The following is a 23,547-nucleotide window of genomic DNA, read 5'->3' on the forward strand; positions in this document are numbered from 1 at the left end:
CTCGAGGTCCGGGCCGACCCGCGGCAGCCTGCGTGACAGACTGTGCCGCGGGTCGAAAGGGGAGCGGGTGCTCGTCGCAGAACGCAGGTCGCGGATCGTGGCCGAGGTGCGCCGCCGGGGCGCCGCGAGCGTCACCGAGCTGGCGCAGGAGCTGGGAGTCAGCGCGATGACGGTGCGCCGGGACATCGAGGCGCTCGCGGACGCGGGCGAGCTCGACCGGGTGCGCGGCGGCGCGACGACGCGCGGGGACGCCGGCGCGGTGCAGGAGCACGGGTTCGCGTCGCGGGTGCAGCAGCAGGTCGGGGCCAAGCGGGCCATCGCCCGCCGCGCCGCACAGCTCGTGGAGCCCGGCATGGCCGTGGGGCTCTCGGGCGGCACGACGGCGTGGGTGCTCGCCCAGGAGCTGCGCGCCGTCCCCGACCTCACGGTGGTGACGAACTCGCTGCCGGTGGCGGAGGTGTTCCGCCGCCCCGACCGCGCCGACGAGCCGTACACGCAGTCCGTGGTGCTCACCGGCGGGGTCCGCACGCCGTCCGACGCGCTCGTGGGCCCGGTGGCGGTGCGCTCGCTGGAGCACCTGCACCTCGACGTCGCGTTCCTCGGCGTGCACGGCGTGGACCTGCACGCGGGCCTCACGACGCCCAACCTCCTCGAGGCGGAGACTGACCGCGCGCTGCTGGCCGCCGGCCAGGACGCCGTCGTGCTGGCCGACCACACCAAGTGGGGCGTCGTCGGGCTGACCACGATCGTCGACCTGCACGAGGTGGAGCACCTGGTCACGGACGACGGCTTGGACGACGACGCGCGCGAGCTGCTCGAGGCGCACGTCGGCGAGCTCTGGGTGGTGCCGGTCGACTGACCGCGCGGTCGCGGCGCCACCCGTCAGCGGGCGGTGCTCGCGCGCGGCACGACGCGCGCGTCCACGACCACGTGCTGCACCGGCAGGTTGCCGCCCGGCGGGGTGGCGATCTGCCGCTCCAGCTCGCTCAGCGCGCGCTCGACGAGGGCCTCCTTGTCCGGGGAGACCGACGTGAGCGACGGCGTCGTGAACTGCGCGCCCCGCACGTCGTCGATCCCCACGACCGCGACGTCCTGGGGGACGCGCCGCCCTGCCTCGTGCAGGGCGGGCAGCGCCCCGAACGCGACGGAGTCGTTGGAGCAGACGATGCCGTCGAGCTCGACGCCGCGGGCCAGCAGGTCGCGGACGGCGCGCCGCCCCTCGGCGGGTGTGAACGACTCGACCTGGGCCACCAGGTCGGGGTCGTCCGCGATGCCGAGCGCGGCCACGGCCTCGCGATAGCCGGCGTACCGGCGGTCGGCGGCGTCCGAGGGGCGCGCGTCCCGCGGCCCGACGAACGCGACCCGTCGGCACCCGACGGACGCCAGGTGCGCGGTGGCCGCGTACGACGCGGCCCGGTTGTCGATCGTCACGTGCGTGAACGGGCTGACGAGGATGTGCTCGCCGAGCAGCACCAGCGGCCCGGGGGAGGTGCGCCGCGTCAGGTCGGCCACGGACAGCGCGCGCGGGATGTGGATGAGGCCGTCGGTCGGGGGCAGCCCGATGCCGTTGGCGACGTCCACCTCGCGCTCGTGGTCGCCCGCGGTCTGCTGGATGAGGATCGACAGCCCGCGCTCGTCGGCGCGCCGCACCAGCAGCGCCGTGAGCTCGGCGAAGTACGGCTCCTCGAGGTCCGGCACGGCGAGCGCCACGATGCCGGTGCGCTCCTTCCTGTGCACGGCGGTCAGCGTAGCCCGGTCCGCCGTCCGGGACACCGTCGCGATCCCGCGCGCGGCGCGGGTGAGTCCTGCGTGCGGCACGCTCACTCCTGCACGCGCAGCGCGACCACGCGGGCCTGCGCCGAGCCGTTCGTGGCGCCGACGACGAGGCGCGCGGCAGCCAGGGGGCCGAGGTCGGCGGGCAGCGGGTGCGTGCGCAGGCGCCACCGGTTGTCGGTCTCGTCGGCGACGGTCACCCAGGCGTCGCCGGACTCGGGGGCGCCTGCCGGCAGCACCTCGACGCGGTAGTCCTTGACCAGGGTCGGCATGATCTCGTCGGGCGTGCGGTGGTGGTGCAGCGTGTTGAGCTCGACGTCGAGGTCGTCGTCGAAGACCAGGCGCACCTCGCGCCCGGTGACGGGCTCGTCCCAGTCGAGGCGCAGCCACTCGTCGCGGCCGGCGACCATCGGCGACGACGCCCACAGGTGCGGGCCGCCGTGGTTGCGGTGGTAGCCGCCCGTCGCGCGCTCGGGGGCCAGCGCTCGGGTGTCCGGGCCGGCGCGGAACACGACGGACCGCCCGCGCAGCGGCTTGGTGGGCCACTGCACCAGCAGCTCCTCCGAGCTGATCTGCACGTTCTGGTCGTCGTTGTCGACGCGGTGCACCAGCGTGAGGACGCCCGCCGGCAGCGGGGAGGTGAGGCGGACGGCCACGTCGGGGTTGGCGCGCAGCACGACGACGGCGTTCTGCGGGGTGTCGGGGGCGAACGGCACGTGCGCGGTGACCCAGCGCTCGTCGCCGGCGGGCACGACGACGTCGGTCTTGGTCTCCAGGTGCGCGGGCACCACGTTCTGCGGCTTGCCGGTGGAGAACACCTCGACCGACAGGGTGGTGTCGCGGCGGGCGGAGACGAGCAGCTCGACCGTCTCGAGCCGCGGGTCCACGGGCAGCACGATGCCGAGGTCGACGTCGAGGTCGTAGACGTCGAAGCCGTCGGGACCGATGTCGCCCGGATCGAGGTCGGCCGGCTCCGCGACGGGCGCGGCGATCCGTGTCGTCGTGCTGGACGCGGTGACGCGGGCGCGGCGCGCGACGTCGTGCGGGTCGGCGTTCGCGATGCCGACGGCGGGCGCGTCCCAGCGCAGCAGCGTCTGGCGCAGCTCGTCGAGGTGGTCGGTGTAGATGCCGCGCGGGGTGGTGCCGTGCTCCACGCACAGCGCGGCCGCGGTGCCCGCGGCCTGGCCCATCGCGCCGCAGGTCGCCATGACGCGCGCGGCGCCGAACGCGATGTGCGTGGCCGAGACGTCGCGACCGGCGAACAGCATGTTCTCCACGTTCACCGAGTACAGCGAGCGGTAGGGGATCTCGAAGACGCCGTCGGAGAAGCGCTGCAGCGCGCCCGCGCCCTCCGCGTACATGCCCTGGGCCGGGTGGAGGTCGATGGACCAGCCGCCGAACGCGACGCCGTCGTCGAACACCGTCTGGTCGACGACGTCGCCCTGGTGCAGCGTGTAGTCGCCGATCAGGCGGCGGTACTCGCGCTTGCCGGGCACGTTGCCGATCCACTCGAGCGTGAGGTTGTCGGCGTCGAACTTCCCGGAGTTCTTGATGTAGTCCCAGATGCCGAGGATGACGCCGCGCAGCTCGTCGCGGATGCGCTCGTTGTCGTCGACGATGTCGAGCTCGCCGCCCCACTCGATCCACCAGTAGTGCGCGCCCGAGTCGCCGCTGCGGATGACGCGGTTCATCGGGATCGGCGTGGTGGTGATGTCGATCGCGGTCTCCGGCGCGACGTACTTCACCGGGTGCCCGAGGTCCTTGGTGTAGAAGAGCAGCGTGGAGCCGAGGAACTCGCGCACCGGCTCCGGCGGCGCCCACTCCTCCCCGAACTCGGTCTGCGACTCCTTGCCGAGCCGGTAGCGCGCGCCGGCCAGGTGGCCGACCAGTCCGTCGCCCGTGCAGTCGAGGAACACCGGCGCGACGAACGTCGTGAGGATCTCCGAGCCCATCGTCCAGCCGGTGACGGACTCGATGCGGCGCGCGTCGTCGGGGCCGGTCGCGACGACCTCGCGCACGTCCGTGTTGAGGAACAGCCGGATGTTCTTCTCGCGGCGGACGGTGTCCAGCACGACGTCGTCCCAGTAGACCGGGTTGCCCTCGGGGTTGCGGTACTGGTTCTCCACGTACATCTCGCCGACGATCCCGGTCTCCCGGGCCCAGCGCTGGTTGCCGTGCGCGGTGGCGCCGCACACCCACACCCGCACCTCGGAGGAGGAGTTGCCGCCCAGCACGGGCCGGTTGTTCACCAGCACCACCTGGCGGCCCAGCCGCGCGGCGGCGACCGCCGCGCTGACGCCGGCGAGCCCTCCTCCGACGACGACGACGTCCGCCTCGACGGTCTGCGTGCGCATGATCTCTCAGTCCTCGATCCGGTGGTTGTGCTGGTCGAACGTGGTGGTTCTCGTGGTGCGGGCGGGTGTGCGGCGCCGGTCGCGGGCGTCAGCCGGCGGCCAGCACCTCGACCTCGTAGACGCGCGCGACGTCGGTCGCCGAGCTCGACGGGTCGGTGATCAGCAGGCGGACCTGGTCCGCCTGGGTGGTGGGCACGGGCAGCGTGACCGTGCCCGAGGTGTTGTTCGTGACCTGGCCGGCCGGCACCCAGCCGTCGGCGGTGTGCAGCTCGACCGCGAACGAGCGCAGGACGTCGGCCGTGCCGGTCGCCTTGCTGTAGCCGCTGCGGACGCGGACGGTGTCCACCGCCTGCGGGGTGCCCCAGTCGGCCGTGAGGACCGGCCGGGCGTCGTCGGCCGCGGAGATCCAGCGGCTCGCGTCGACGCACGACCCGTCGACCGCCAGCTCCCCGCCGGTGTCGGCGCGCAGCGTGGACGACACCGTGACGTCCGCGCCGCGGGCGACGTTCACGTCGGTGCTCTCGCCCCGGAGACCGGCCACCAGCTCGGCGGCCGTCGAGCCCTCGGGCGTGCCGCCCGTGCGGGGCACCGTCGCGTGGAAGAGCTGGCCGGCGCTCGGCACCGTCACGTACAGCTGGTCCGTCCAGGTGCCCGTGGTCACGGCGCTGAGCCGCTGGGCGCCGGTGCGTGCCTCGCCGACGGTGCTGAAGCGCCAGGTGTCCTCGCCGCGCACCTGGTCGGCGCGGACGACGGCGCTCTGCTGGCCCGTGACGCACGAGGTGGTCTCCACCACCGCGTACACGCGCGTGGTCGGGCCGGCCGACGTCGTCTCGATGGCCGCGGAGGTCTCCACGCCCGGGCCGAGGCCGCCGAGGTCCAGCACGGTCTCGCGCTGCCAGGCGGCGCCGTCCCACCGCGCGAACCGGACGTCGTAGCCGTCGAACGCGGTGACGCCCTCGGTCCGGAACCGGTAGGCGATCCCGTCGAGCGTGTCGCCGTGCACGGACAGCTTCGCCGTCTGCAGGGCGGGCCAGTACGAGCCGATGTCCTCGCCGTCGACGTACGGCTGGTACACGACCGCGCCCGGGGTGGTGGGCGTGACCGGCGTCTCCAGGGCGTTCCCGGCGACGTCGCGGAACGACCCGTCCGCCGGGTCGTACACGGCGTACGAGCCGAGGTGCCGCGACGGGTCGGCAGGCCACGGGCCCCACTCCCACAGCACGTGCACGCGTCCGTCCGTGCCCACCTCGAGGTCGTCCGGGTAGAACGAGTGGCCCTTCGCGTCCGCGACGACGGCGACCCGCGACCACGTGCCCGCGCCCGTGTCGAAGCGGTACAGGTTGCCCGTGCGGGCCTGGCGCTCGTCCGCGCCGGCGCGGGCCATGACGTACACGTCGCCGTCGGCGCCGCGGGCGGTCACCGGGTAGGTGACGGCCAGGTCCTGGTCGGGCATCTCGCCCGACACGTCCACGAGGCTGGTGACGTCGCCGGGCGTCGTCGTGCGGAAGTAGTTCCACTGCTCGTGGTGCATCGAGACGAAGGCGTGCACGTTCCCGTCGCCGTCCACGACGATCGACGGCTGGTTGTGGCCGTTGTCGTCGACGAACGTCGCGCACTCCCCGTCGGTCGCCCGCAGGCAGCCGTCCGTCCAGGCGCCGTCGGCGCCGCGCGCGGCCACGTGGACCTGGTGCGTCGCGGCCGTGGGCCCCGGCGCGTTGTACGCGACGTAGGTGGTGCCGTCGACGACGTCGATCGGCTTCCACCAGCCCGCCTGGTTGGACGAGTCGACGGTGAACGGCAGCTCCTCGACCTGGGGGGCGTGCTTCGCGTGCGCCGCGGGGGCCGAGGCCGTCGCGGGCAGGGCGGCGGCCCCGACCGCCGCGGCCGCCGCGAGGGCGGCCGCGGCGCCGGTCAGGGCGGTGCGCAGCGTCGGGGTGGGGCGTCGTCGCATGGTTCCTCCTCGAACCGTGGTCAGGACTCCGGGGGTGGGCACGGTCGGGTCAGCCGACCAGCTTCTGCGCGGCCTCGCCGGCCTTCTGCATGGCCGCCTTGGCGTCCGTCTTGCCGACCAGCACGGCCTGCACCTGCTCGGCGACGACCGTCTCGATCTGCGAGTACGCGGTGAACTTCCAGAACGGGTTGCTCGTCGACGTGGCGGTGATGCGGTCGTTGAACAGGGAGCCGAACGTGTCGGCGGCGACGACGTCGGACTGCTGGGCCTCGGTCGTCACCGGCGGCAGGCCGCGCACCTCGTAGTCGGCCAGCACGGTGTCGAGGTCCGACGTCGCGAACTGGGCGAAGTCGGCGGCGGTCTCGGCGCCCTCGCCGTCGACGACGGCGATCGCGCCGCCCCAGACCAGCGCGCGCGGGGTCTCGCCGTCCTTGAGCACGGGGCGCGAGAGCGGCACGAGCTTGCTGCCGAGGTCCTTGTCGGGCGACTCCTCCTGCACGGCGTTGCGGCCCACGGGGGCGTCGTCGTAGATCGCCGCGCGGCCCTGCGCGAACAGGGAGCGGGCGTCGAAGCGGTCGACGTCGGCGGCGATGAGCTTCTGGTCGTACAGCGACTTGTACCAGGTCACGGCCTCGACGGACGCGTCGTCGCCGATGGTGACGGTGTCGCCGTCGACCAGCGGGCTGCCGAACGTCTCCATCCAGATGAGGATGTCCTTGAGCTGCGCGGCCTTGGTGGACGCGGCGTAGGGGATGAGCCCGCCGCCGAGGCCCTTGAGGTCCTTGAGCGCCTTCTCGAACGCGTCGACCGTCGTCGGGAACGCGTCGGGGTCGATGTCCGCCTTCTGCAGGATCTCGGAGTTCGCGACGAGCCCGATCGCGCCGATGGTCCACGGCAGGCCGTACTGCACGCCGTCGAACTGGGCGGCCGCCAGCGCCGCGTCGGTGTACCCGCGCCCCTCGGTCAGCGCCGACAGGTCCTGCAGCTTGCCCATCGCGGCGAGGGAGCCGAGCCACGCGACGTCCACGTGCGCCGCGCCGGTGAACTGGCCGCCCTTCACCTGCAGCGTGAGCTGGTTGATGTACTCGTTGTAGGGGAACGAGACGTCGTCCACCGTGACGCCGGCCTGGTCCTGGTAGGCCTTGACGATCGCCTCGAGGGCCGGGGCCGCGGCCTCCTCGGTGAACGACCACGACGAGAACGCGAAGTCCGTCTTCGCGCCGCCTGCCGCGGCGGCCGAGGCGGCGGCGCCCGTGGACGACGGCGCGGACGGCGCGCAGGCGGCGAGGGCGGCGGTGCCGGCGCCGATGCCGAGCAGCTGGAGCACGCGACGTCGCGACAGGGCGCTCTGGGGAAGGGTGAGAGACATGGGGATCCTCCGCATCGAGGGTCGTTCGGGGTGGGGAAGGGGTGGTGACGGGGGCGTCGCGGGCTCGGTCAGCCCTTGACGGCGCCGGCGGTGAGGCCGCCGACCAGGTACTTCTGCAGCGCGATGAAGGCGATCGCGACCGGGAGCGAGACGACGAGCGACGCCGCCATGAGCTCCGGCCACGCCGTCGAGGCCTCGCCGATGAACGTGTTGACCAGGCCGGGCGGCAGGGTCTGCTTCTCCGGTCCGGCGAGCGTGAGCGCGAAGACGAAGTCGTTCCAGCCGCGGACGAAGGCGAACAGCCCCGCGGCGATGAGGCCCGGCGCCGCCAGCGGCAGCACGATCGAGTGGATGATCCGCAGGCGGGACGCGCCGTCGACCCGCGCCGCCTCGATCAGCTCGTCCGGGATGGTGTCGAAGAAGCCCTTGAGCATCCACACGCACAGCGGCAGCGTGAACGTGGTGAAGCTCAGCACCAGCGCGGTGTAGGTGTTGAGCAGCCCGTACGCGCTGAACACGCTGTACAGCGTCACCAGCAGCAGGGCCTGCGGGAACATCTGCGACGCCAGCACCAGGTACATCAGCGAGCGGCGGCCGCGGTAGCGGAACTTGGAGAACGAGTACCCCATGTACGCCGAGACCAGCACCGACAGCACCGCGGTGATCACCGAGACGATGACGCTGTTGCGCAGGTATCCGAACAGCTGGTCGTTCGAGGCGAGCGCGGCGAACGCGTCCAGCGTGGGCGCCGACGGGAAGAACTTCGGCGGGTAGCTGAACACCTGGTCGCGCGGCGTGAGGGACGTGGCGAGCAGCCAGTACACCGGCAGCAGGCCGAAGCCGCCGCACACGACCACCGTGGCCCAGGCGGCGAACCGGACGCCGGGGCGCTCGGAGCGCAGGGCGCCGCGGCGGAGGCGCTGGGGCGGCCGGGGCGCGTCGTCGGCCGGGGACGACGCCGAGGGCGGGGTGGGCGCGGCGGGGAGCTGCGTCGTCGCGCTCATCGCTCCTCTCCCTTCTCCGAGAAGCGGACGTACACGACGACGAGCGCCATGAGCAGCACCATCCACAGCAGGCCGAGCGCGCCGGCCTTGCCGAGGTCGTAGCCCTGGAAGGCCGTCTCGTACACGGCGGTGGCGAACGTCTGGGTGGCGCCTGCGGGGCCGCCGCCGGTGAGGACGTAGATGATGTCGAAGTGCTGGAAGTTCCAGATGAACTCCAGCAGCAGCACCAGGCCCACGATGCCCTTGAGGTGCGGCAGCGTGATGGCGAAGAAGCGGCGGACCGTGCCCGCGCCGTCCATCTCGGCCGCCTCGTGCAGCTCGATCGGCACGGTCTGCAGGCCGGCCAGGAGCATGACCATCATCCAGGGGAACGACTGCCACGTCTTCGCCAGGATCACGGCGCCCATCGCGGTGCCCGGCTGCGCGAGCCAGGCCTGCGGGTCGTCGACGAGGCCGAGACCCTGGAGCAGTGCGTTCATCACGCCGTAGTTGGCGTTGAAGATCCACATCCACAGGAACGACACGACGACGCCGGGCACGAGCCAGGGGATGAGCATGAGGCCGCGCAGCACCTTGGCGCCGCGGATCCTCGTGTTCAGCGCCAGCGCGAGGGCGAAGCCGATCACGAACGGCAGGATCGTGGTGCCGAGCGTGAAGACGAGCGTCTGGCGCAGCAGGCGCAGGAAGTCGCCCTGCAGCACGTCCACGATGTTCTGCAGCCCGACGAACGTGCGTCCGGGCAGCACGAGGCTCTGCTCGAAGAACGCCGTGACCAGTGCCGCGACGAGCGGGTAGAGCACGACGCCGGCGAGCAGCGCGACGCCCGGCAGGAGCAGCAGGACGGCGAACTGTCCGTCGCTGAGCCGGCGTGGTGCCGTATGTGACTTTCTGTGTTCAAGAGTGTGAGTTTGTGAACTCGTCATGTCCACGTCCCTGTGGGTCAACCTCGGCAACGAGGGTGATGAGCTGGTGTCCGTGACACACTCTGGCCGATCTTGGCCGATCTGGTCAAACCCCTGCGATCTCGGTGCGGTAACAACTTGTCGCGCCCGGGAACAATTTCAAACACAACGTCACACGACAGTGAACATGCGAGAGGCCGCCGGGCCGACCTTCGTCGGACCCGCGGCCTCGGGGCGGGCGGATGCGGCCGTCAGGCGGTGAAGGGCAGCTGCTCGGGGCGCATCTCGTGCCGCAGCGGCTCGCCGACGACCCACCGTTCGACCTCGTCGGCGGCGGCGTGGCCCAGCCGCGCCTCCTCGGTGCCCAGCGACCCCGCGACGTGCGGCGTGAGGAAGACGTTGCCCAGGCCGAGCAGCGGGTGTCCCGCCGGCAGGGGCTCGGGGTCGGTGACGTCGAGCACGGCGAACAGGTCCTCGCGGTCGGCCAGCAGGCGCGCGAGCGCGTCGTGGTCCACCAGCCCGCCGCGCGCGGTGTTGATCAGCGTGGCCGACGGCGCGAGCAGGCCGAGCTCGGCGGCGCCGAGCATGCCGCGCGTGCCGTCGGTGAGCGGCGCGTGCACCGAGACGACGTCGCTCGCGGCGAGCAGCTCGGGCAGGCCGACGAGCTCGACGCCCGCCCGGCGCGCGTCGTCGGCGTCGTAGTACGGGTCGTGCACCAGCACGCGCACGTCCAGCGGGCGCAGGGCCTCGGCGGCGAGGCGCGCGATGAGCCCGAAACCGACCAGCCCGACCACGGCGCGGTCGAGGCCGCGGATGCCGTCGCGCCCCGGCATCGCGCGCTCCCGCGCGGCCGCCAGGCCCAGCCGCAGCGCGTTCTTCACGGCCAGGTGCACCATCGACACGGTGAAGTCCGCGACGGCGCGCGCGTTGGCGTGCGCCGCCGACGTGACGCGCACCCCGCGCGCCCACACCTCGGGGGTCACCAGGCCCCGCACCGAGCCGGCCGCGTGCGCCACGAGCTCCAGGAGCGGCAGGCGGTCGAGCATCGCGGCGTCCAGCACCGGGGCGCCCCAGCCGGTGACGAGCACGCGCGCCGACGCGAGCGCCTCGTCGTCGGCGGCGCGGAGGCCGACGATCGTGCCGTGGGCGGCGAGCCGGTCGCGCACGGCGGCGGGCAGGACGGAGCCCGCCCACTCCTCGCCGACGGCGGTGAGGATCGTCGTGGGCGGGGCGGCAGGCGGCGTCGGCATGGTCTGACATTAGCGGGGGAGTGCGGTCAGTCGACGGCCTCCACCCGCAGCACGAGCGCCGTCTCGGGCGCCGACTCCGGCGTCTGGAGCCCGGCGACGGCGAGCGCACGGCCGGTCAGGACGGTGCCCTCCGGGCGCCTGAGCCACGGCGGGACCGACCAGCCGTCGTAGGCCTCGCCGCTCAGCGGCAGCGGGGTGACGCGGTAGCGGCGCGCGGGGTCCAGGCCGCGCAGGGTCAGGCGGCCGGGCGGCGCGGTGGCGGGTCGGGTCAGGGTCGCGACCTGGAACAGGGCGCGGGAGCGGTCGGTCGCGACGACGCCCCACATCTGCCGGCCGTCGTCCGCGGGGAGGTCCTGGCGCACCAGCGTGCCCGTGTGCAGCAGGCCGCGCTCCGCCTTGTACAGCTCGATCCAGCCGGCCAGGTGGGCGAGCTGCTCGGGCGTCGAGCGGGTGAGGTCCCACTCGATGCCGAAGTGGCCGAACAGGGCGGTCGCCGCGCGGAAGGCGAGGGAGTGCGCGCGGCGGGTCTGGTGGCTGACGTCCGCCGCGACGTGCGCGCCCAGGTACTCCAGCGGCAGCAGCTGTGCCGTCCACGGCTGCATCTGCTGGCGCTCCAAGGGGTCGGTCACGTCGGACACCCAGACGCGCTGGGTGTGCTCGGTGACGCCGAGGTCCACCCGGCCGCCGCCCGACGAGCACGATTCGATCTCCAGCCCCGGGTGCCGCCGCCGCAGCTCGGCCATGAGCGCGTAGGCGGCGAGCGTCTGGGCGTGCACGACGGGCCGTCCGTCCTGGCCGGAGCCCGGGTCGACGAGGTCGCGGTTGTGGTCCCACTTCACGTAGTCCACGCCGTGGGCGCCGATGATCGCGCTCATCCGCTCCAGCACGAAGGCGGCGGCGTCGGGGTTCGACAGGTCGAGCACGTGCTGGTGCCGCGACGGCACCGGCACCCGGCCGCCGGCGGTCAGCACCCAGTCGGGGTGGGCGCGCGCCAGGTCGGAGTCGAGGTTGACCATCTCGGGCTCGAACCACAGCCCGAACTGCATGCCGAGACCGTGCACGTGGTCCGCGATCGGGTCCAGGCCGTCGGGCCACACCTCCTCGTCGACGTACCAGTCGCCCAGGCCGCGGGTGTCGTCCCGGCGGCCGCGGAACCAGCCGTCGTCGAGCACGTACCGCTCGACGCCCAGCTCCGCCGCGGCGTCGGCCAGCGCGGTGAGCCTCGCGAGGTCGTGGTCGAAGTAGACCGCCTCCCACACGTTGAGGGTCACCGGGCGCGGGCTGCGCGGGTGCGCCGTGCGGCGGCGGAGCATCCGGTGCAGCCGCGCGGCCTGCGCGTCGAGGCCGTGGCCGTGCACGCCGTAGATCCACGGCGTCTCGTACTCCTCGCCCGCGCCGAGGGTCACCTCGCCGGGCAGCAGCAGCTCGCTGCCGCCCAGTACCTGGTCGCCCGTGGGCAGCCGCTCCGCCCAGTGCCGGTGGTTGCCCGACCAGCCCACGTGCAGGCCCCACACCTCGCCGTGGCCGAAGCCGAAGCCCGGGACGCCCGCGGTCAGCACGGTGGCGGCGTCGAAGCCCGTGCGGCCGCGGCGGCCCTCGCGCAGGTGCGTCCCCACCGTGAGGTCGTGCCGCTGCGGCACCCGCTCCTTGCCCCACCGGCCCGTGAGGTCGAGGACCTCCCGCGCCCGAGGCGGCACGGGCAGGACGACGCCGAGCTCGTGCAGCCGGTACGGGCGGCCGTCGTTGCGGAGGGCGGCTCGCGTCCGCAGCACGCCGTCGACGGTGAGCTCGACGTCGAGGACGAGCGTGAGCTCCGCGACCGGGTCCGTCGCCTCGACGCGCAGCGCCCCGGCGCCGCCCTCGGTGAGGCCGGCGGCCAGGGTGCCGCCGCACAGCGTCGCCACGGTGGTCGTGAAGCACGGCGACCAGGCGCCGCCGTCGCGCTCGCCCACGATGCCCGGGCGCCCGAGCCAGCCCGTGCGCGGCTCCGGCACGAGCGCGAGCCGGGTCGGCTCGTCGGGGCCGCTGCTCACGAGCGGGGCGGCCGCGGCCTCGACGACGGCGGCCGCATCGTCGGCGGTCAGCGGGCCGAGGTCGTCGCCCCAGTGCACGACGGCGGGCAGCTCGCCGCCGCGGGCGTCGACCAGCACGCTGACGCCGTCCGCGCGCAGGTGGACGAGGGTGTCGACGGCGGAGCCGTGGGCGGCGGTGTCGGCGGCGTCGGCGCGGCCGGTGGTGGCAGTCACGCCCTGAGCCTGCCATCCGCCGGCCACGAGATCGGTCATCCGGCACACGATCGGTCATCCATCGGACCGATCCCGTAGCGGATGACCGATCTCAGGCGGCCGGGCGGCGGCTCGTGCCCGTCAGCCCTCGGGGACGGTCGCGACGGCCTCGACCTCGACGAGCGCGCCGGGGCGGGCGGGCGCGACGGCGAGGACGGTGACGGCGGTGCGCGCGCGCCAGACGCGTCCGGAGGCGGCGTAGGCCTCGTTCGGGTCGACGGCGGGGTCGAGGTAGATCGTCAGCTTCGCGACGTGCTCCACGTCGGTGCCGGCCTCGGTCAGCACCGCGATCACGTTGCGCAGGGCAGCCTCGGTCTGCGGTCCCAGGCCGCCCTCGACGAGGGCGCCGTCGGGGCCGGTGCCGTTCTGCCCGCCCACGAAGAGCGTGCGGCCGGCGGGCAGGATCATCCCCCACGCGAACGCGGGGTTCTGGTGCAGCGAAGGCGGGTTGACCGGCGTCGGCGTCGACTGCGCGTTCATGGGCGGGTCCCTTCGTCGAGGTGTGTCCTGAGCATCGCGCGCACCACCGACACGGCTCCGGTTGCGGTGCCGCCCAGCGGCGGAAGACTCCCCGCCATGGAGAACGTGGACTACGACCAGCTCGCCGACGACTACGGATGGTTGTTCGGCACGGCCGCGATCATCGTCTACCTGGCGGTGGCCGTCATCTTCCTGATCGCGTACATCCGGATCATCCAGAAGGCCGGCTACTCGGGCTGGTGGGTCCTGGTCGGGATCGTGCCGATCCTCAACGTGGTGATGTTCCTCGTGTTCGCCTTCTCGCGGTGGCCGGTGCTGCGCGAGCGGGACGCGCTGCGGGCGGGGCAGGGGTACCCGCGCTGACCTGCGCGGGCGCGGTCGACCGCCCGGCACGCTTGGAGGAATCCTCCAAAACGACCGGGGGGACATTGGTACCGCCGTCGGGGGGTCTGCCCCCTGGACGGCAACCTACGCTGGCGTAGGCTACGAAGGCGTAGGTTCCGGTGGCGCCGATCGGTGCGCCGGGACCTCCTCCGTGCCGGAGCAGCCCAGCCCCCGTTCAGGGGCCGTCAGCGAAGGAGACCGCGTGCCGCAGCACACCACCGGCGAGCCCGACAAGATGCCTGTCGACGTGCCCGCCGACGTCGCGCCTGCTGACGTCGACCCCCTGGTCCAGCTCGTCTCGCCCACCGGCGAGCGTGTCGTCGAACCCGACAACGCGACCTACCGCTCGCGTGTCGACCACCTCACCTCCGAGGACCTGCGCGCCCTGTACCGCGACATGGTGCTGACGCGACGGTTCGACGACGAGGCCACGGCCCTGCAGCGGCAGGGCGAGCTCGCGCTGTACGCGCAGGGCCGTGGCCAGGAGGCCGCCCAGGTCGGGTCGGCGTACGCCCTGTCGCCGCAGGACTACGTGTTCCCCTCCTACCGTGAGCACGGCGTGCTCCAGGCGCGCGGCGTCGACCCGGTCGACCGCCTCCGCCTGTACCGCGGCGAGGACCACGGCGGCTGGGACCCGAACGAGCACAACGTGCACCTGTACACGCTCGTCATCGGCTCCCACGTGCTGCACGCGACCGGTTACGCGATGGGCGTGCAGCGCGACGGCGCGGTCGGCACCGGCGACGCGGCGCGCGACGCCGCCGTCGTCACGTACTTCGGCGACGGCGCCACGAGCCAGGGCGACGTCAGCGAGGCGCTCGTCTTCGCGGCCGTGAACAACGCGCCCGTCGTGTTCTTCCTGCAGAACAACCAGTGGGCCATCTCGGAGCCGACGTCGCGCCAGTCGCGCGCCCCGCTCTACCAGCGCGGCGAGGGGTTCGGCATCCCCAGCGTGCGGGTGGACGGCAACGACGTCCTCGCCTGCTACGCCGTGACCGCGGAGGCGCTGGAGCGCGCCCGCTCCGGCGGCGGCCCCACCTTCGTCGAGGCGTACACGTACCGCATGGGCGCCCACACCACCTCCGACGACCCGAGCCGCTACCGGGCCCGCGCCGAGGAGGACCACTGGGCCCGCCGCGACCCGATCGACCGTCTCGCCGCGCTGCTGCGCGCCGAGGGTGCCTGGGACGACGGCTGGGCGGCCGGCATCGAGCGCGAGGCCGACGCCCTCGGTGAGCGGCTGCGCACCGAGGTGCGAGAGCTGGGCGCCCCGCCCGCGACGGCGATGTTCGAGCACGTGTACGCCACCGAGCACGCGCAGGTGCAGGCCGAGCGGGCGTGGTTCGAGCAGTACGAGAACGAGACGAACGAGACGACGGGGGCGGCCCGATGACCTCAGCAACCCCGCAGACCCTGACGTTCGCCCGGGCGATCACCGAGGGCCTCCGCTCGGCGCTCGAGTCGGACGGCAAGGTGCTCGTCATGGGCGAGGACGTCGGCCGCAACGGCGGCGTCTTCCGTGTCACCGACGGGCTGCAGAAGGACTTCGGCGAGGACCGCGTGGTCGACACCCCGCTCGCGGAGTCCGGCATCGTCGGCACCGCGATCGGCATGGCGCTGCGCGGCTACCGGCCGGTGTGCGAGATCCAGTTCGACGGCTTCGTGTTCCCGGCCTACGACCAGATCACGACGCAGCTCGCGAAGATGCACTACCGCTCGCGCGGCCGCCTGCAGGTGCCCGTCGTCATCCGCATCCCCTACGGCGGCGGCATCGGCGCGGTGGAGCACCACTCGGAGAGCCCGGAGGCGCTGTTCGCGCACACGCCGGGCCTGCGCGTCGTCTCGCCGTCCACCCCGCAGGACGCGTACGACATGATCCGCGCCGCCGTGGCGTCGCCGGACCCGGTGCTGTTCTTCGAGCCGAAGGGCCGCTACTGGTCCAAGGGCGAGGTCACGACCAGCCCCTACCCGACGGTGGCCGCCGCCGGCGGCGCCGACGTGCTCAACCGGGCGCGCGTCGCCCGCCAGGGCACCGACGTCACACTCGTCGCCTACGGGCCGACGGTCGCGACGGCGCTCAAGGCGGCCGACACGCTGGCCGCCGAGGGCACCAGCGCCGAGGTGGTCGACCTGCGCGCCATCTCGCCGCTCGACGTGACCGCCGTCGCGGAGTCGGTGAAGCGGACCGGGCGCTGCGTCGTCGTGCACGAGGCGCCGACGTTCCTCGGCTCCGGCGCCGAGGTCGCGGCCCGCGTCAGCGAGGAGTGCTTCTACTCCCTCGAGGCCCCCGTCCTGCGGGTGGGCGGCTTCCACGCGCCGTACCCCGTGGCGAAGCTGGAGCACGAGTACCTGCCGAGCGTCGACCGCGTCGTGGACGCCGTCGACCGCGTGCTGGCCCACTGAGAGCGGACCTGAGGAGAACGATGACGACCCAGCGCTTCCCGCTGCCGGACGTGGGCGAGGGCCTCACCGAGGCCGAGATCGTCGAGTGGAAGGTCGCCGTCGGCGACGCCGTCGCCGTCAACCAGGTGTTCGTGGAGATCGAGAGCGCCAAGTCGCTCGTCGAGTTGCCGTCGCCGTGGGCGGGCACCGTCACGGCGCTGCTCGCCGAGGAGGGCACGACCGTCGACGTCGGCACGGCGATCATCGAGATCACCACCGACGCCCCCGCTGGAGCGCCGTCGGGCGGGTCGTCGGACGCGCCCGCCGCGGCCGCCGAGGAGACGTCGGGCGAGGGCTCGGGCTCCGTGCTGGTCGGGTACGGCACCGGCGACGGCGCGGGCGGTGGCCGACGACGGCGGCGCGCTGCCGCCCCGGCCGCCGAGGTCGAGGCGAAGCGCCCGACGTCGATGTCCGGGACGTCGACCTCGGGCGCTCCCCTCGACGTCGACGTACCGGCCCCCGCCCCGGCCGCCCCGGCGATCGAGAAGCCGATGGCGAGCGTGCCGGCGGCGCCCGGCGCGCAGAGCACCCGGGTGCTCGCCAAGCCGCCGGTGCGCAAGCTGGCGAAGGACCTCGGCGTCGACCTCGCGTCCGTGCACCCCACGGGCCCGGGCGGGATCGTCACGCGGGAGGACGTCGTCGCGCACCACGAGGGTGCCGCCCCGAAGTCCCTCGCCACCTACCCCGACGACGACAGGCCGTGGCTCGCCTCCGGCACGGTCAGCCAGGACGGCCGCCAGACGCGCGTGCCGGTGAAGTCGGTGCGCAAGCGCACGGCCGAGGCGATGGTGGCCAGCGCGTTCACGGCGCCGCACGTCACGGTCTTCCAGACGATCGACGTCACGAAGACGATGAAGCTCGTCGCGCGCCTGAAGGAGGACCGCGACTTCGCGGACGTGCGCGTCACGCCGCTGCTCGTCGCCGCCAAGGCGATGCTGCTGGCGGTCAACCGGCACCCGCAGATCAACGCGAGCTGGGACGAGGGCGCGCAGGAGATCGTCTACAAGCACTACGTGAACCTGGGGATCGCGGCGGCGACGCCGCGCGGCCTCGTCGTGCCGAACATCAAGGACGCGCACACCCTCGACCTGCTCGGCCTGGCGAAGGCGATCGCGACCCTCACGTCCACGGCGCGCGCGGGCCGCACGCAGCCCGCGGACATGGCGGACGGCTCGATCACCATCACCAACGTCGGCATCTTCGGCACCGACACGGGCACGCCGATCCTCAACCCCGGTGAGGCGGGCATCCTCGCGTTCGGCGCCATCCGCAAGCAGCCGTGGGTGCACAAGGGCAAGATCAAGGCGCGGTGGGTCACGCAGCTCGCGCTCTCCGTCGACCACCGCCTGGTCGACGGCGAGCTCGCCGCCCGCTACCTGGCCGACGTCGCGAAGGTGCTGGAGGACCCGGCGCGAGGGCTCGTCTGGGGCTGAGGGCGGCCTCGTGCCCGGGAGCATTCGTGGACGGAGCATGACCGAAACTGGATAGTTCGCTAGGGTAACCGACCGGTTCCGCGCCGACGTCGGGACCGGAAGCGACCGAAAGGCCAGTTCGATCATTGAAAGCTTCAACGCCGCCCTTGCCTCGTTCAACGACGGGTTATGGCTCTACCTCGTGGTCCCGGTGCTCGCGGCGCTGTGCCTGTACTTCACCGTCCGGTCGGGGGCGGTGCAGATCCGGCTGCTGCCGGACATGTTCCGCTCCGTCGTCGGGAAGTCGGCGCCCGCGCCGGGTCAGAAGCCGGTCTCGTCGTTCCAGGCGTTCGCGATCTCGGCCGCGGCGCGGATCGGGACGGGCAACATCGTGGGCGTGGCCACCGCCATCGCCCTCGGCGGCCCGGGCGCCGTGTTCTGGATGTGGGTGATGGGCCTCGTCGTCGGCGCGGCCAGCTTCGTCGAGTCGACGCTCGCCCAGCTCTACAAGGTCAAGGACGGCAAGGACTTCCGCGGCGGGCCCGCCTATTACATGGAACGCGGCCTCGGGAAGCGGTGGATGGGCCTGCTGTTCTCGGTCGTGATCATCGTGACGTTCAGCTTCGTCTTCAACTCGGTGCAGGCGAACACGATCTCCGGCGCGGTGGGCACCTCGGCCGAGCAGATCCTCGGCGAGACGCCCGGCTGGCTGGCCCCCGTCGTCGGGGTGGTGCTCACGGCGGTCGTCGCCGCGATCGTGTTCGGCGGCCTGCACCGCATCGCGAACACCGCGCAGCTGCTCGTGCCGCTCATGGTGGTGCTCTACCTCGGCCTCGGGGTGCTGGTGGTCGCGCTCAACGTCGAGAAGGTGCCCGACGTCGTCGGGAGCATCGTCGGCAGCGCCCTCGGGTTCCAGGAGTTCGCCGCCGCGGGCGTCGGCACCGCGATCTCGCAGGGCGTCCGCCGCGGCATGTTCTCCAACGAGGGCGGGCTCGGTTCGGCGCCGAACGCCGCCGCGACCGCGACGGTGAGCCACCCCGTGAAGCAGGGCCTGGTGCAGACGCTGGGCGTCTACGTCGACACCCTGTTCGTCTGCTCGATCACCGCGTTCATCGTGCTGGTGTCGAACCCGACGTACGGCGAGAACGCCGGCCCGACGATGACGCAGCAGGCGCTGCAGTCCAGCCTCGGTGACTGGTCGCTGCACCTGCTGACGGTGATCCTGCTGCTGCTCGCCTTCACGTCCGTGCTGGGCAACTACTACTACGGCGAGGCGAACATCGCGTTCCTCACCAGGCGCCGCGGCGCGATGACCGCGTTCCGGGTGGTGTTCCTCGTCATCGCGTTCCTGGGGTCGATCGGCTCGGTGCAGCTCGTGTGGACGCTCGCCGACACCACGATGGCGGTCATGGCGCTGGTGAACCTGGCGGCGATCGCGCCGCTCAGCACGATCGCGTTCCGCCTCATGCGGGACTTCACGGCCCAGCGCAAGCAGGGGCTCGACCCGCAGTTCACGCGCGACCGGCTCCCCGGTGTCCGAGGGATCGAGTGCTGGGAGCCGCGCGAGCACGAGCCTGAGCGCGAGGACGTGCTCGCGAGGTAGTCCAGGACTCCGCGAGGTGGTACGAGGAGGACCCCTCGCACCACCTCGCGGGCCCGCACCACCTCCCGCTCAGAGCGGCATGCCGACGTACTGCGTCTCCTGGTACTCGGCGATGCCCTCGAACCCGCCCTCGCGGCCGGTGCCGGACTGCTTCATCCCGCCGAACGGCGCGGCCGCGTTGGAGATGACGCCGGCGTTGAGGCCCAGCAGCCCGAACTCGAGGCGCTCGGCGAACGCGAGCCCGCGGCGCACGTCGGACGTGAACACGTACGACGCCAGCCCGTACTCGGTGGAGTTCGCGAGCTCCGCGGCCTCGTCCTCGGTGCGGAACGTCGCAACCGGGGCCACGGGGCCGAAGATCTCCTCCGTCATGCAGCGGGCGTCGGCGGGGACGTCGCGCAGCAGGGTGGGCTGGAAGAAGTGGCCCGGCCCGTCGACGCGGGAGCCGCCGACGACGACCTGCGCGCCGCGCGCGACGGCGTCGTCCACGAGGGCCGCGACCGAGTCCACGGCCTTGGCCTCGACGAGCGGGCCCAGCGTGGTGCCGTCGTCCAGGCCGTTCCCGACGACGACGGCGCGGAAGCGCTCGGCGAGCCGGGAGACGAACTCGTCGGCGACGGACTCGTGCACGTAGAACCGGTTGGCGGCGGTGCAGGCCTCGCCGCCGTTGCGCAGCTTGGCGGCCATCGCGCCGTCGACGGCGGCGTCCAGGTCGGCGTCCTCGAAGACGACGAGCGGGGCGTTGCCGCCCAGCTCCATCGACGTCCGCAGCACGGTGCCGGCGGCGGCGCGCAGCAGGTTCTGACCGACCGGCGTGGAGCCGGTGAACGACACCTTGCGCAGCCGCGGGTCCGCCATCAGCGGCTCGCTGACCGACGACGCGGACGCCGACGGCACCACGTTGAGCACGCCGTCCGGCAGACCGGCCTCGACCATGAGCTGCGCGAACAGCAGCGACGTCAGCGGCGTCAGGCGGGCCGGCTTGAGCACCATGGTGCAGCCGGCGGCGACGGCGGGTGCCACCTTGCGGGTGGCCATCGCGAGCGGGAAGTTCCAGGGCGTGATGAGCAGGCACGGGCCCACGGGGCGGCGCTGCACCAGCATCCGCAGCGTGTTCTCCGGGGTGTGCGCGTACCGGCTGTCGTCGTGCGTGGCCTGCTCGGCGAACCAGCGCAGGAACTCGCCGCCGTACGTCACCTCGCCGCGCGCCTCCGCGAGCGGCTTGCCCATCTCGAGCGTCATGAGCAGCGCCAGGTCCTCGCGGCGCTCCTGCACGAGGGCGAACCCGCGCCGCAGGATCTCGGCCCGCTCGCGGGCGGGGGTCGCGCCCCACGAGGCCTGCGCGCCCGCGGCGGCGTCCAGCGCGGCGCGGGCGTCGTCGCTCGTCGCGGACGCGACGTGCGTCAGCGTCTCGCCCGTGGCCGGGTTCTCGACGGCGAACGACCCGCCGTCGGACGCGTCGCGCCACGCCCCGCCGATCAGGAGGCCGGTCGGGGCCTCCACGCTGGTCGAGCCGGCCGGGACCGTCGTCATCGGGCTGGTCGTCGTCATCGGGTTCCACCGTCCTTGGTGTGCGCGGTCGTGGTGCGGGAGGCGACGCGCGCGGCGAGCTGCTCGGAGCCGCGCGCGATCAGGGTGACGTCGGCGCCGACGACGACGTAGGCCGCCCCGGCGTCGAGGTAGCGGTCGGCCATGGCCGGGTCGAAGGCGTTGACGCCGACGGGCGTGCCCGCCGCGCGGCACGCGGCGATCGCGCGGAGCACGGCGTCCACGACCTCGGGGTGGTCCTGCTGCCCGAGGTGGCCGAGCGACGCGGCGAGGTCCGCGGGGCCGATCAGGACGGCGCCGACGCCGTCCGTGCCGGCGATGGCCGCGGCGTCGTCGATCGCGGCGCGGGTCTCGAGCTGGACGACGAGCGTGATGCCGTCGTCCGCCCCGCCGAGGTAGCCGGGCACGCGGGCCCACCGCGACGAGCGGGCGAGCGCGCTGCCGACACCGCGCACCCCGGCCGGCGGGTACCGGACGGCGCGCACCGCGGCCTCCGCCTCGGCGGCGGAGCCGACCATGGGCACCAGGACGTTCGTGGCGCCGAGGTCGAGCACCCGCTTGAGGCCCACCGGGTCGCCGGACGGCACGCGCACGAGCGTCGCGACCGGGTACGCGGCGGTGGCCTGGAGCTGCGCGAGGACGGTCGTGAGGTCGTTCGGCCCGTGCTCGCCGTCGACCAGCACGACGTCCAGCCCGCTGCCGGCGAGGAGCTCCGCCGCCACGGGACTGCCCATCGACGACCAGGCACCGACGAGGGGACGCCCCTCGTCCCCGGCCTCGGCGAGCATCGCGGCGAGCGAGCGGTCGGTGGTCAGACGAAGCGGCATGTCACGGCCCCCAGGGTTCCGTAGTCGGCGTGCACGGTGTCGCCGGGGTGCACCCACATGGGGCGGGTGAACGACCCGGCCAGGACGGTCTCGCCGGCGGCGAGCGAGTCGCCGTGCGCCGCCAGCTTGTTCGCGAGCCAGGCGACGCCGGCGGCCGGGTGCCCCAGCACGCCCGCGGCGACGCCCGTCTCCTCGATGGTCTCGTTGCGGTACAGCAGGGCGGACACCCAGCGCAGGTCGACGTCGTCGACCCGCACGGGCCGCCCGCCCACCACCATGGCACCCATCGCGGCGTTGTCGCTGATGGTGTCGACGATGGTCCGGCCCGGCATCTCGACGCGGGCGTCGAGGATCTCCAGCGCGGGCACGACGCGGTCGGTGGCGCGCAGCACGTCGGTCACGGTGATCCCGGGGCCCTCGAGCGGCGACGCGAGCACGAACGCGAGCTCCACCTCGACGCGCACGTTCGAGTACCGGGCGTGCTCCACGACGCTGCCGGACTCCAGCACCATGTCGTCGAAGATGACGCCGTAGTCCGGCTCGGTGATGCCGGTCGCGGCCTGCATGGCCTTCGACGTCAGGCCGATCTTGTGCCCGACGACGCGGCGGCCGCGCGCCTCGCCGCGCTCGCGCCAGGTGCGCTGCACGGCGTACGCGTCGGCCACCGTCATGCCCTCGTGCCGCGCGGTGAGCAGCGGCACGGGGGTGCGGGTGCGGTCCGCCTCCGCGAGCTCGTCGGCGACGGCGACGACGGCGTCGTCGTCGAGGGTGCGCTCGCCGTCGCCCCCCGTCACAGCCCCCGTCACAGCGTGGCCCCCAGCTTGAAACCCTGCTCCGTGTCCCCCTTGCGGGTGTAGGAGAACCCGTCGGCGCCGACGGTCACCTCCATCTCGGAGTCGTCGGTGCGCGCGACGACGGGCTGCGGGGTGCCGTCGAGGTCCAGCACGAGGGACGCCTCGGTGTACCAGCTCGGCACGACGGGGTTGCCCCACCAGTCGCGGCGCTGGTTGTCGTGCACGTCCCACGTGACGACCGGGTTGTCCGGGTCGCCGGTGTAGTAGTCCTGCGTGTAGATCTCGACGCGGTGCCCGTCGGGGTCGCGCAGGTACAGGTAGAAGGCGTTCGAGACGCCGTGCCGGCCCGGGCCGCGCTCGATGGCGTCGGAGCGGCGCAGCGCCCCGAGCTTGTCGCAGATGGCGAGGATGTTGTGCTTCTCGTGCGTCGCGAACGCCACGTGGTGCATGCGCGGGCCGTCGCCGCCGGTCATGGCGGTGTCGTGCACGGTCGGCTTGCGGCGCATCCACGCGGCGTAGACGGTGCCCTCGTCGTCCTGGATGTCCTCGGTGACGCGGAAGCCCAGGTCCTGCATGAACTTCACGGCCCGCGGCACGTCCGGGGTCACCTGGTTGAAGTGGTCCAGACGCACGAGCTCGCCGGGGGTGTGCAGGTCGTAGCGCCACGACAGCCGCTCGACGTGCTCGGTCTGGAAGAAGAACTCGTACGGGAAGCCGAGCGGGTCGACGACGCGCACCGACTCCCCGATGCCCTTCGTGAAGCCGCCCGGCTCGCGGCGCACCTCGCAGCCGAGCTCGGCGTAGAAGGCGACGGCCTTGTCGAGGTCCTCCGGCGTGCGCACGCGGTAGGAGAACGCGGCGACGGCGGCGACCTCGCCCTGGCGCAGCACCAGGTTGTGGTGGATGAACTCCTCGGTGGAGCGCAGGTAGATGCTCTGCTCGTCCTCCTCCGTGACGTACAGGCCCAGCACGTCGACGTAGAACTCGCGCGACGCGGCGAGGTCGGTGACGACGAGCTCCATGTACGCGCAGCGCAGGATGTCGGGCGCGGGGCTCGCCGGCGTCGGGGTCGGGTTGTCGCAGGTGATCGGCGCCTCCTGGCTCACGTAGAAGCCCGAGGAGGTGAGGGTGCGGTCGTTCAGGTGCGTCATGGCAGCGTCCTTGCTGGT

The 23,547-nt window shown here is 73.3% G+C and carries 19 protein-coding genes; 6 read left to right on the top strand and 13 right to left on the bottom strand.

Annotation, left to right across the window (positions count from 1 at the left end; translation table 11 throughout):
• Positions 1–67 precede the first annotated feature (67 nt).
• Complete coding sequence (locus tag ACQP6G_RS15635) at positions 68–859, top strand: DeoR/GlpR family DNA-binding transcription regulator (RefSeq protein WP_429765578.1); 792 nt, start codon at positions 68–70, stop codon at positions 857–859.
• A 23-nt stretch (positions 860–882) separates the two neighbouring features.
• Here the strand turns inward: ACQP6G_RS15635 and ACQP6G_RS15640 are convergent, their stop codons facing one another.
• The 9 genes from ACQP6G_RS15640 to ACQP6G_RS15680 form a co-directional block, all read right to left on the bottom strand.
• The gene (locus ACQP6G_RS15640; RefSeq protein WP_429765580.1) at positions 883–1,737 is read right to left on the bottom strand and encodes a LacI family DNA-binding transcriptional regulator; all 855 of its coding nucleotides are present in this window, start codon (positions 1,735–1,737) and stop codon (positions 883–885) included.
• Positions 1,738–1,820: 83 nt separating this feature from the next.
• Entirely contained in the window at positions 1,821–4,127 is a 2,307-nt protein-coding gene (locus tag ACQP6G_RS15645) for an FAD-dependent oxidoreductase (RefSeq protein WP_429765582.1), read from the bottom strand.
• Positions 4,128–4,215: 88 nt separating this feature from the next.
• Positions 4,216–6,078, bottom strand: a complete 1,863-nt coding sequence (locus tag ACQP6G_RS15650; RefSeq protein WP_429765584.1) for a BNR-4 repeat-containing protein — start codon at positions 6,076–6,078, stop codon at positions 4,216–4,218.
• 49 nt (positions 6,079–6,127) lie between these two features.
• A complete protein-coding gene (locus ACQP6G_RS15655) occupies positions 6,128–7,447 on the bottom strand; it encodes an extracellular solute-binding protein (RefSeq protein ID WP_429765585.1) in 1,320 nt (439 codons plus the stop codon).
• Between the two features lie 68 nt (positions 7,448–7,515).
• Positions 7,516–8,451: a carbohydrate ABC transporter permease gene (locus ACQP6G_RS15660; protein ID WP_429765587.1), complete on the bottom strand. Its 936-nt coding sequence runs from the start codon at positions 8,449–8,451 to the stop codon at positions 7,516–7,518.
• Positions 8,448–9,374 carry a carbohydrate ABC transporter permease gene (locus tag ACQP6G_RS15665; protein WP_429765589.1) on the bottom strand — a complete coding sequence of 309 codons (927 nt, stop codon included), beginning with the start codon at positions 9,372–9,374 and terminating at the stop codon, positions 8,448–8,450. The genes ACQP6G_RS15660 and ACQP6G_RS15665 overlap by 4 nt, the downstream gene beginning before the upstream one ends.
• 230 nt (positions 9,375–9,604) lie before the next feature.
• A complete protein-coding gene (locus ACQP6G_RS15670; protein ID WP_429765590.1) occupies positions 9,605–10,603 on the bottom strand; it encodes a hydroxyacid dehydrogenase in 999 nt (332 codons plus the stop codon).
• A 26-nt stretch (positions 10,604–10,629) separates the two neighbouring features.
• Positions 10,630–12,849 (bottom strand): alpha-galactosidase, encoded by a 2,220-nt coding sequence (locus ACQP6G_RS15675; protein ID WP_429765591.1) that lies wholly within the window; start codon positions 12,847–12,849, stop codon positions 10,630–10,632.
• Positions 12,850–12,969: 120 nt separating this feature from the next.
• A complete protein-coding gene (locus ACQP6G_RS15680; protein WP_429765593.1) occupies positions 12,970–13,368 on the bottom strand; it encodes a RidA family protein in 399 nt (132 codons plus the stop codon).
• Between the two features lie 96 nt (positions 13,369–13,464).
• On the opposite strand from ACQP6G_RS15680, the gene ACQP6G_RS15685 reads away from it, so the two are divergent.
• The 5 genes from ACQP6G_RS15685 to ACQP6G_RS15705 all read left to right on the top strand — a co-directional run bounded on the left by ACQP6G_RS15685 (position 13,465) and on the right by ACQP6G_RS15705 (position 19,209).
• Entirely contained in the window at positions 13,465–13,731 is a 267-nt protein-coding gene (locus ACQP6G_RS15685) for a DUF805 domain-containing protein (RefSeq protein WP_429765594.1), read from the top strand.
• Between the two features lie 256 nt (positions 13,732–13,987).
• Complete coding sequence (gene pdhA / locus ACQP6G_RS15690; RefSeq protein ID WP_429765785.1) at positions 13,988–15,145, top strand: pyruvate dehydrogenase (acetyl-transferring) E1 component subunit alpha; 1,158 nt, start codon at positions 13,988–13,990, stop codon at positions 15,143–15,145.
• Positions 15,142–16,155, top strand: a complete 1,014-nt coding sequence (locus tag ACQP6G_RS15695; RefSeq protein WP_429765596.1) for an alpha-ketoacid dehydrogenase subunit beta — start codon at positions 15,142–15,144, stop codon at positions 16,153–16,155. Before pdhA ends, ACQP6G_RS15695 begins: the two co-directional genes overlap by 4 nt.
• A 20-nt stretch (positions 16,156–16,175) precedes the next feature.
• On the top strand, positions 16,176–17,627 hold the full coding sequence (locus ACQP6G_RS15700; protein ID WP_429765597.1) for a dihydrolipoamide acetyltransferase family protein: 1,452 nt from the start codon (positions 16,176–16,178) through the stop codon (positions 17,625–17,627).
• A gap of 181 nt (positions 17,628–17,808) precedes the next feature.
• Positions 17,809–19,209, top strand: coding sequence for an alanine/glycine:cation symporter family protein (locus tag ACQP6G_RS15705; RefSeq protein WP_429765599.1), 1,401 nt, complete (start codon positions 17,809–17,811; stop codon positions 19,207–19,209).
• Between the two features lie 69 nt (positions 19,210–19,278).
• On the opposite strand, the gene ACQP6G_RS15710 is transcribed toward ACQP6G_RS15705, so the two are convergent.
• The 4 genes from ACQP6G_RS15710 to hpaD are packed head-to-tail and all read right to left on the bottom strand — an operon-like array spanning position 19,279 to position 23,529.
• Entirely contained in the window at positions 19,279–20,760 is a 1,482-nt protein-coding gene (locus tag ACQP6G_RS15710) for an NAD-dependent succinate-semialdehyde dehydrogenase (protein WP_429765601.1), read from the bottom strand.
• Positions 20,757–21,584 carry an aldolase/citrate lyase family protein gene (locus ACQP6G_RS15715; protein ID WP_429765602.1) on the bottom strand — a complete coding sequence of 276 codons (828 nt, stop codon included), beginning with the start codon at positions 21,582–21,584 and terminating at the stop codon, positions 20,757–20,759. Before ACQP6G_RS15715 ends, ACQP6G_RS15710 begins: the two co-directional genes overlap by 4 nt.
• Positions 21,569–22,378: a 2-oxo-hept-4-ene-1,7-dioate hydratase gene (gene hpaH / locus ACQP6G_RS15720; protein WP_429765604.1), complete on the bottom strand. Its 810-nt coding sequence runs from the start codon at positions 22,376–22,378 to the stop codon at positions 21,569–21,571. Before hpaH ends, ACQP6G_RS15715 begins: the two co-directional genes overlap by 16 nt.
• Positions 22,379–22,386: 8 nt before the next feature.
• Positions 22,387–23,529 carry a 3,4-dihydroxyphenylacetate 2,3-dioxygenase gene (gene hpaD, locus ACQP6G_RS15725; protein ID WP_429765605.1) on the bottom strand — a complete coding sequence of 381 codons (1,143 nt, stop codon included), beginning with the start codon at positions 23,527–23,529 and terminating at the stop codon, positions 22,387–22,389.
• Positions 23,530–23,547 lie beyond the last annotated feature (18 nt).

The sequence above is a fragment of the Isoptericola nanjingensis genome, assembly GCF_050311635.1.
Classification (GTDB): Bacteria; Actinomycetota; Actinomycetes; order Actinomycetales; family Cellulomonadaceae; genus Isoptericola; species Isoptericola nanjingensis.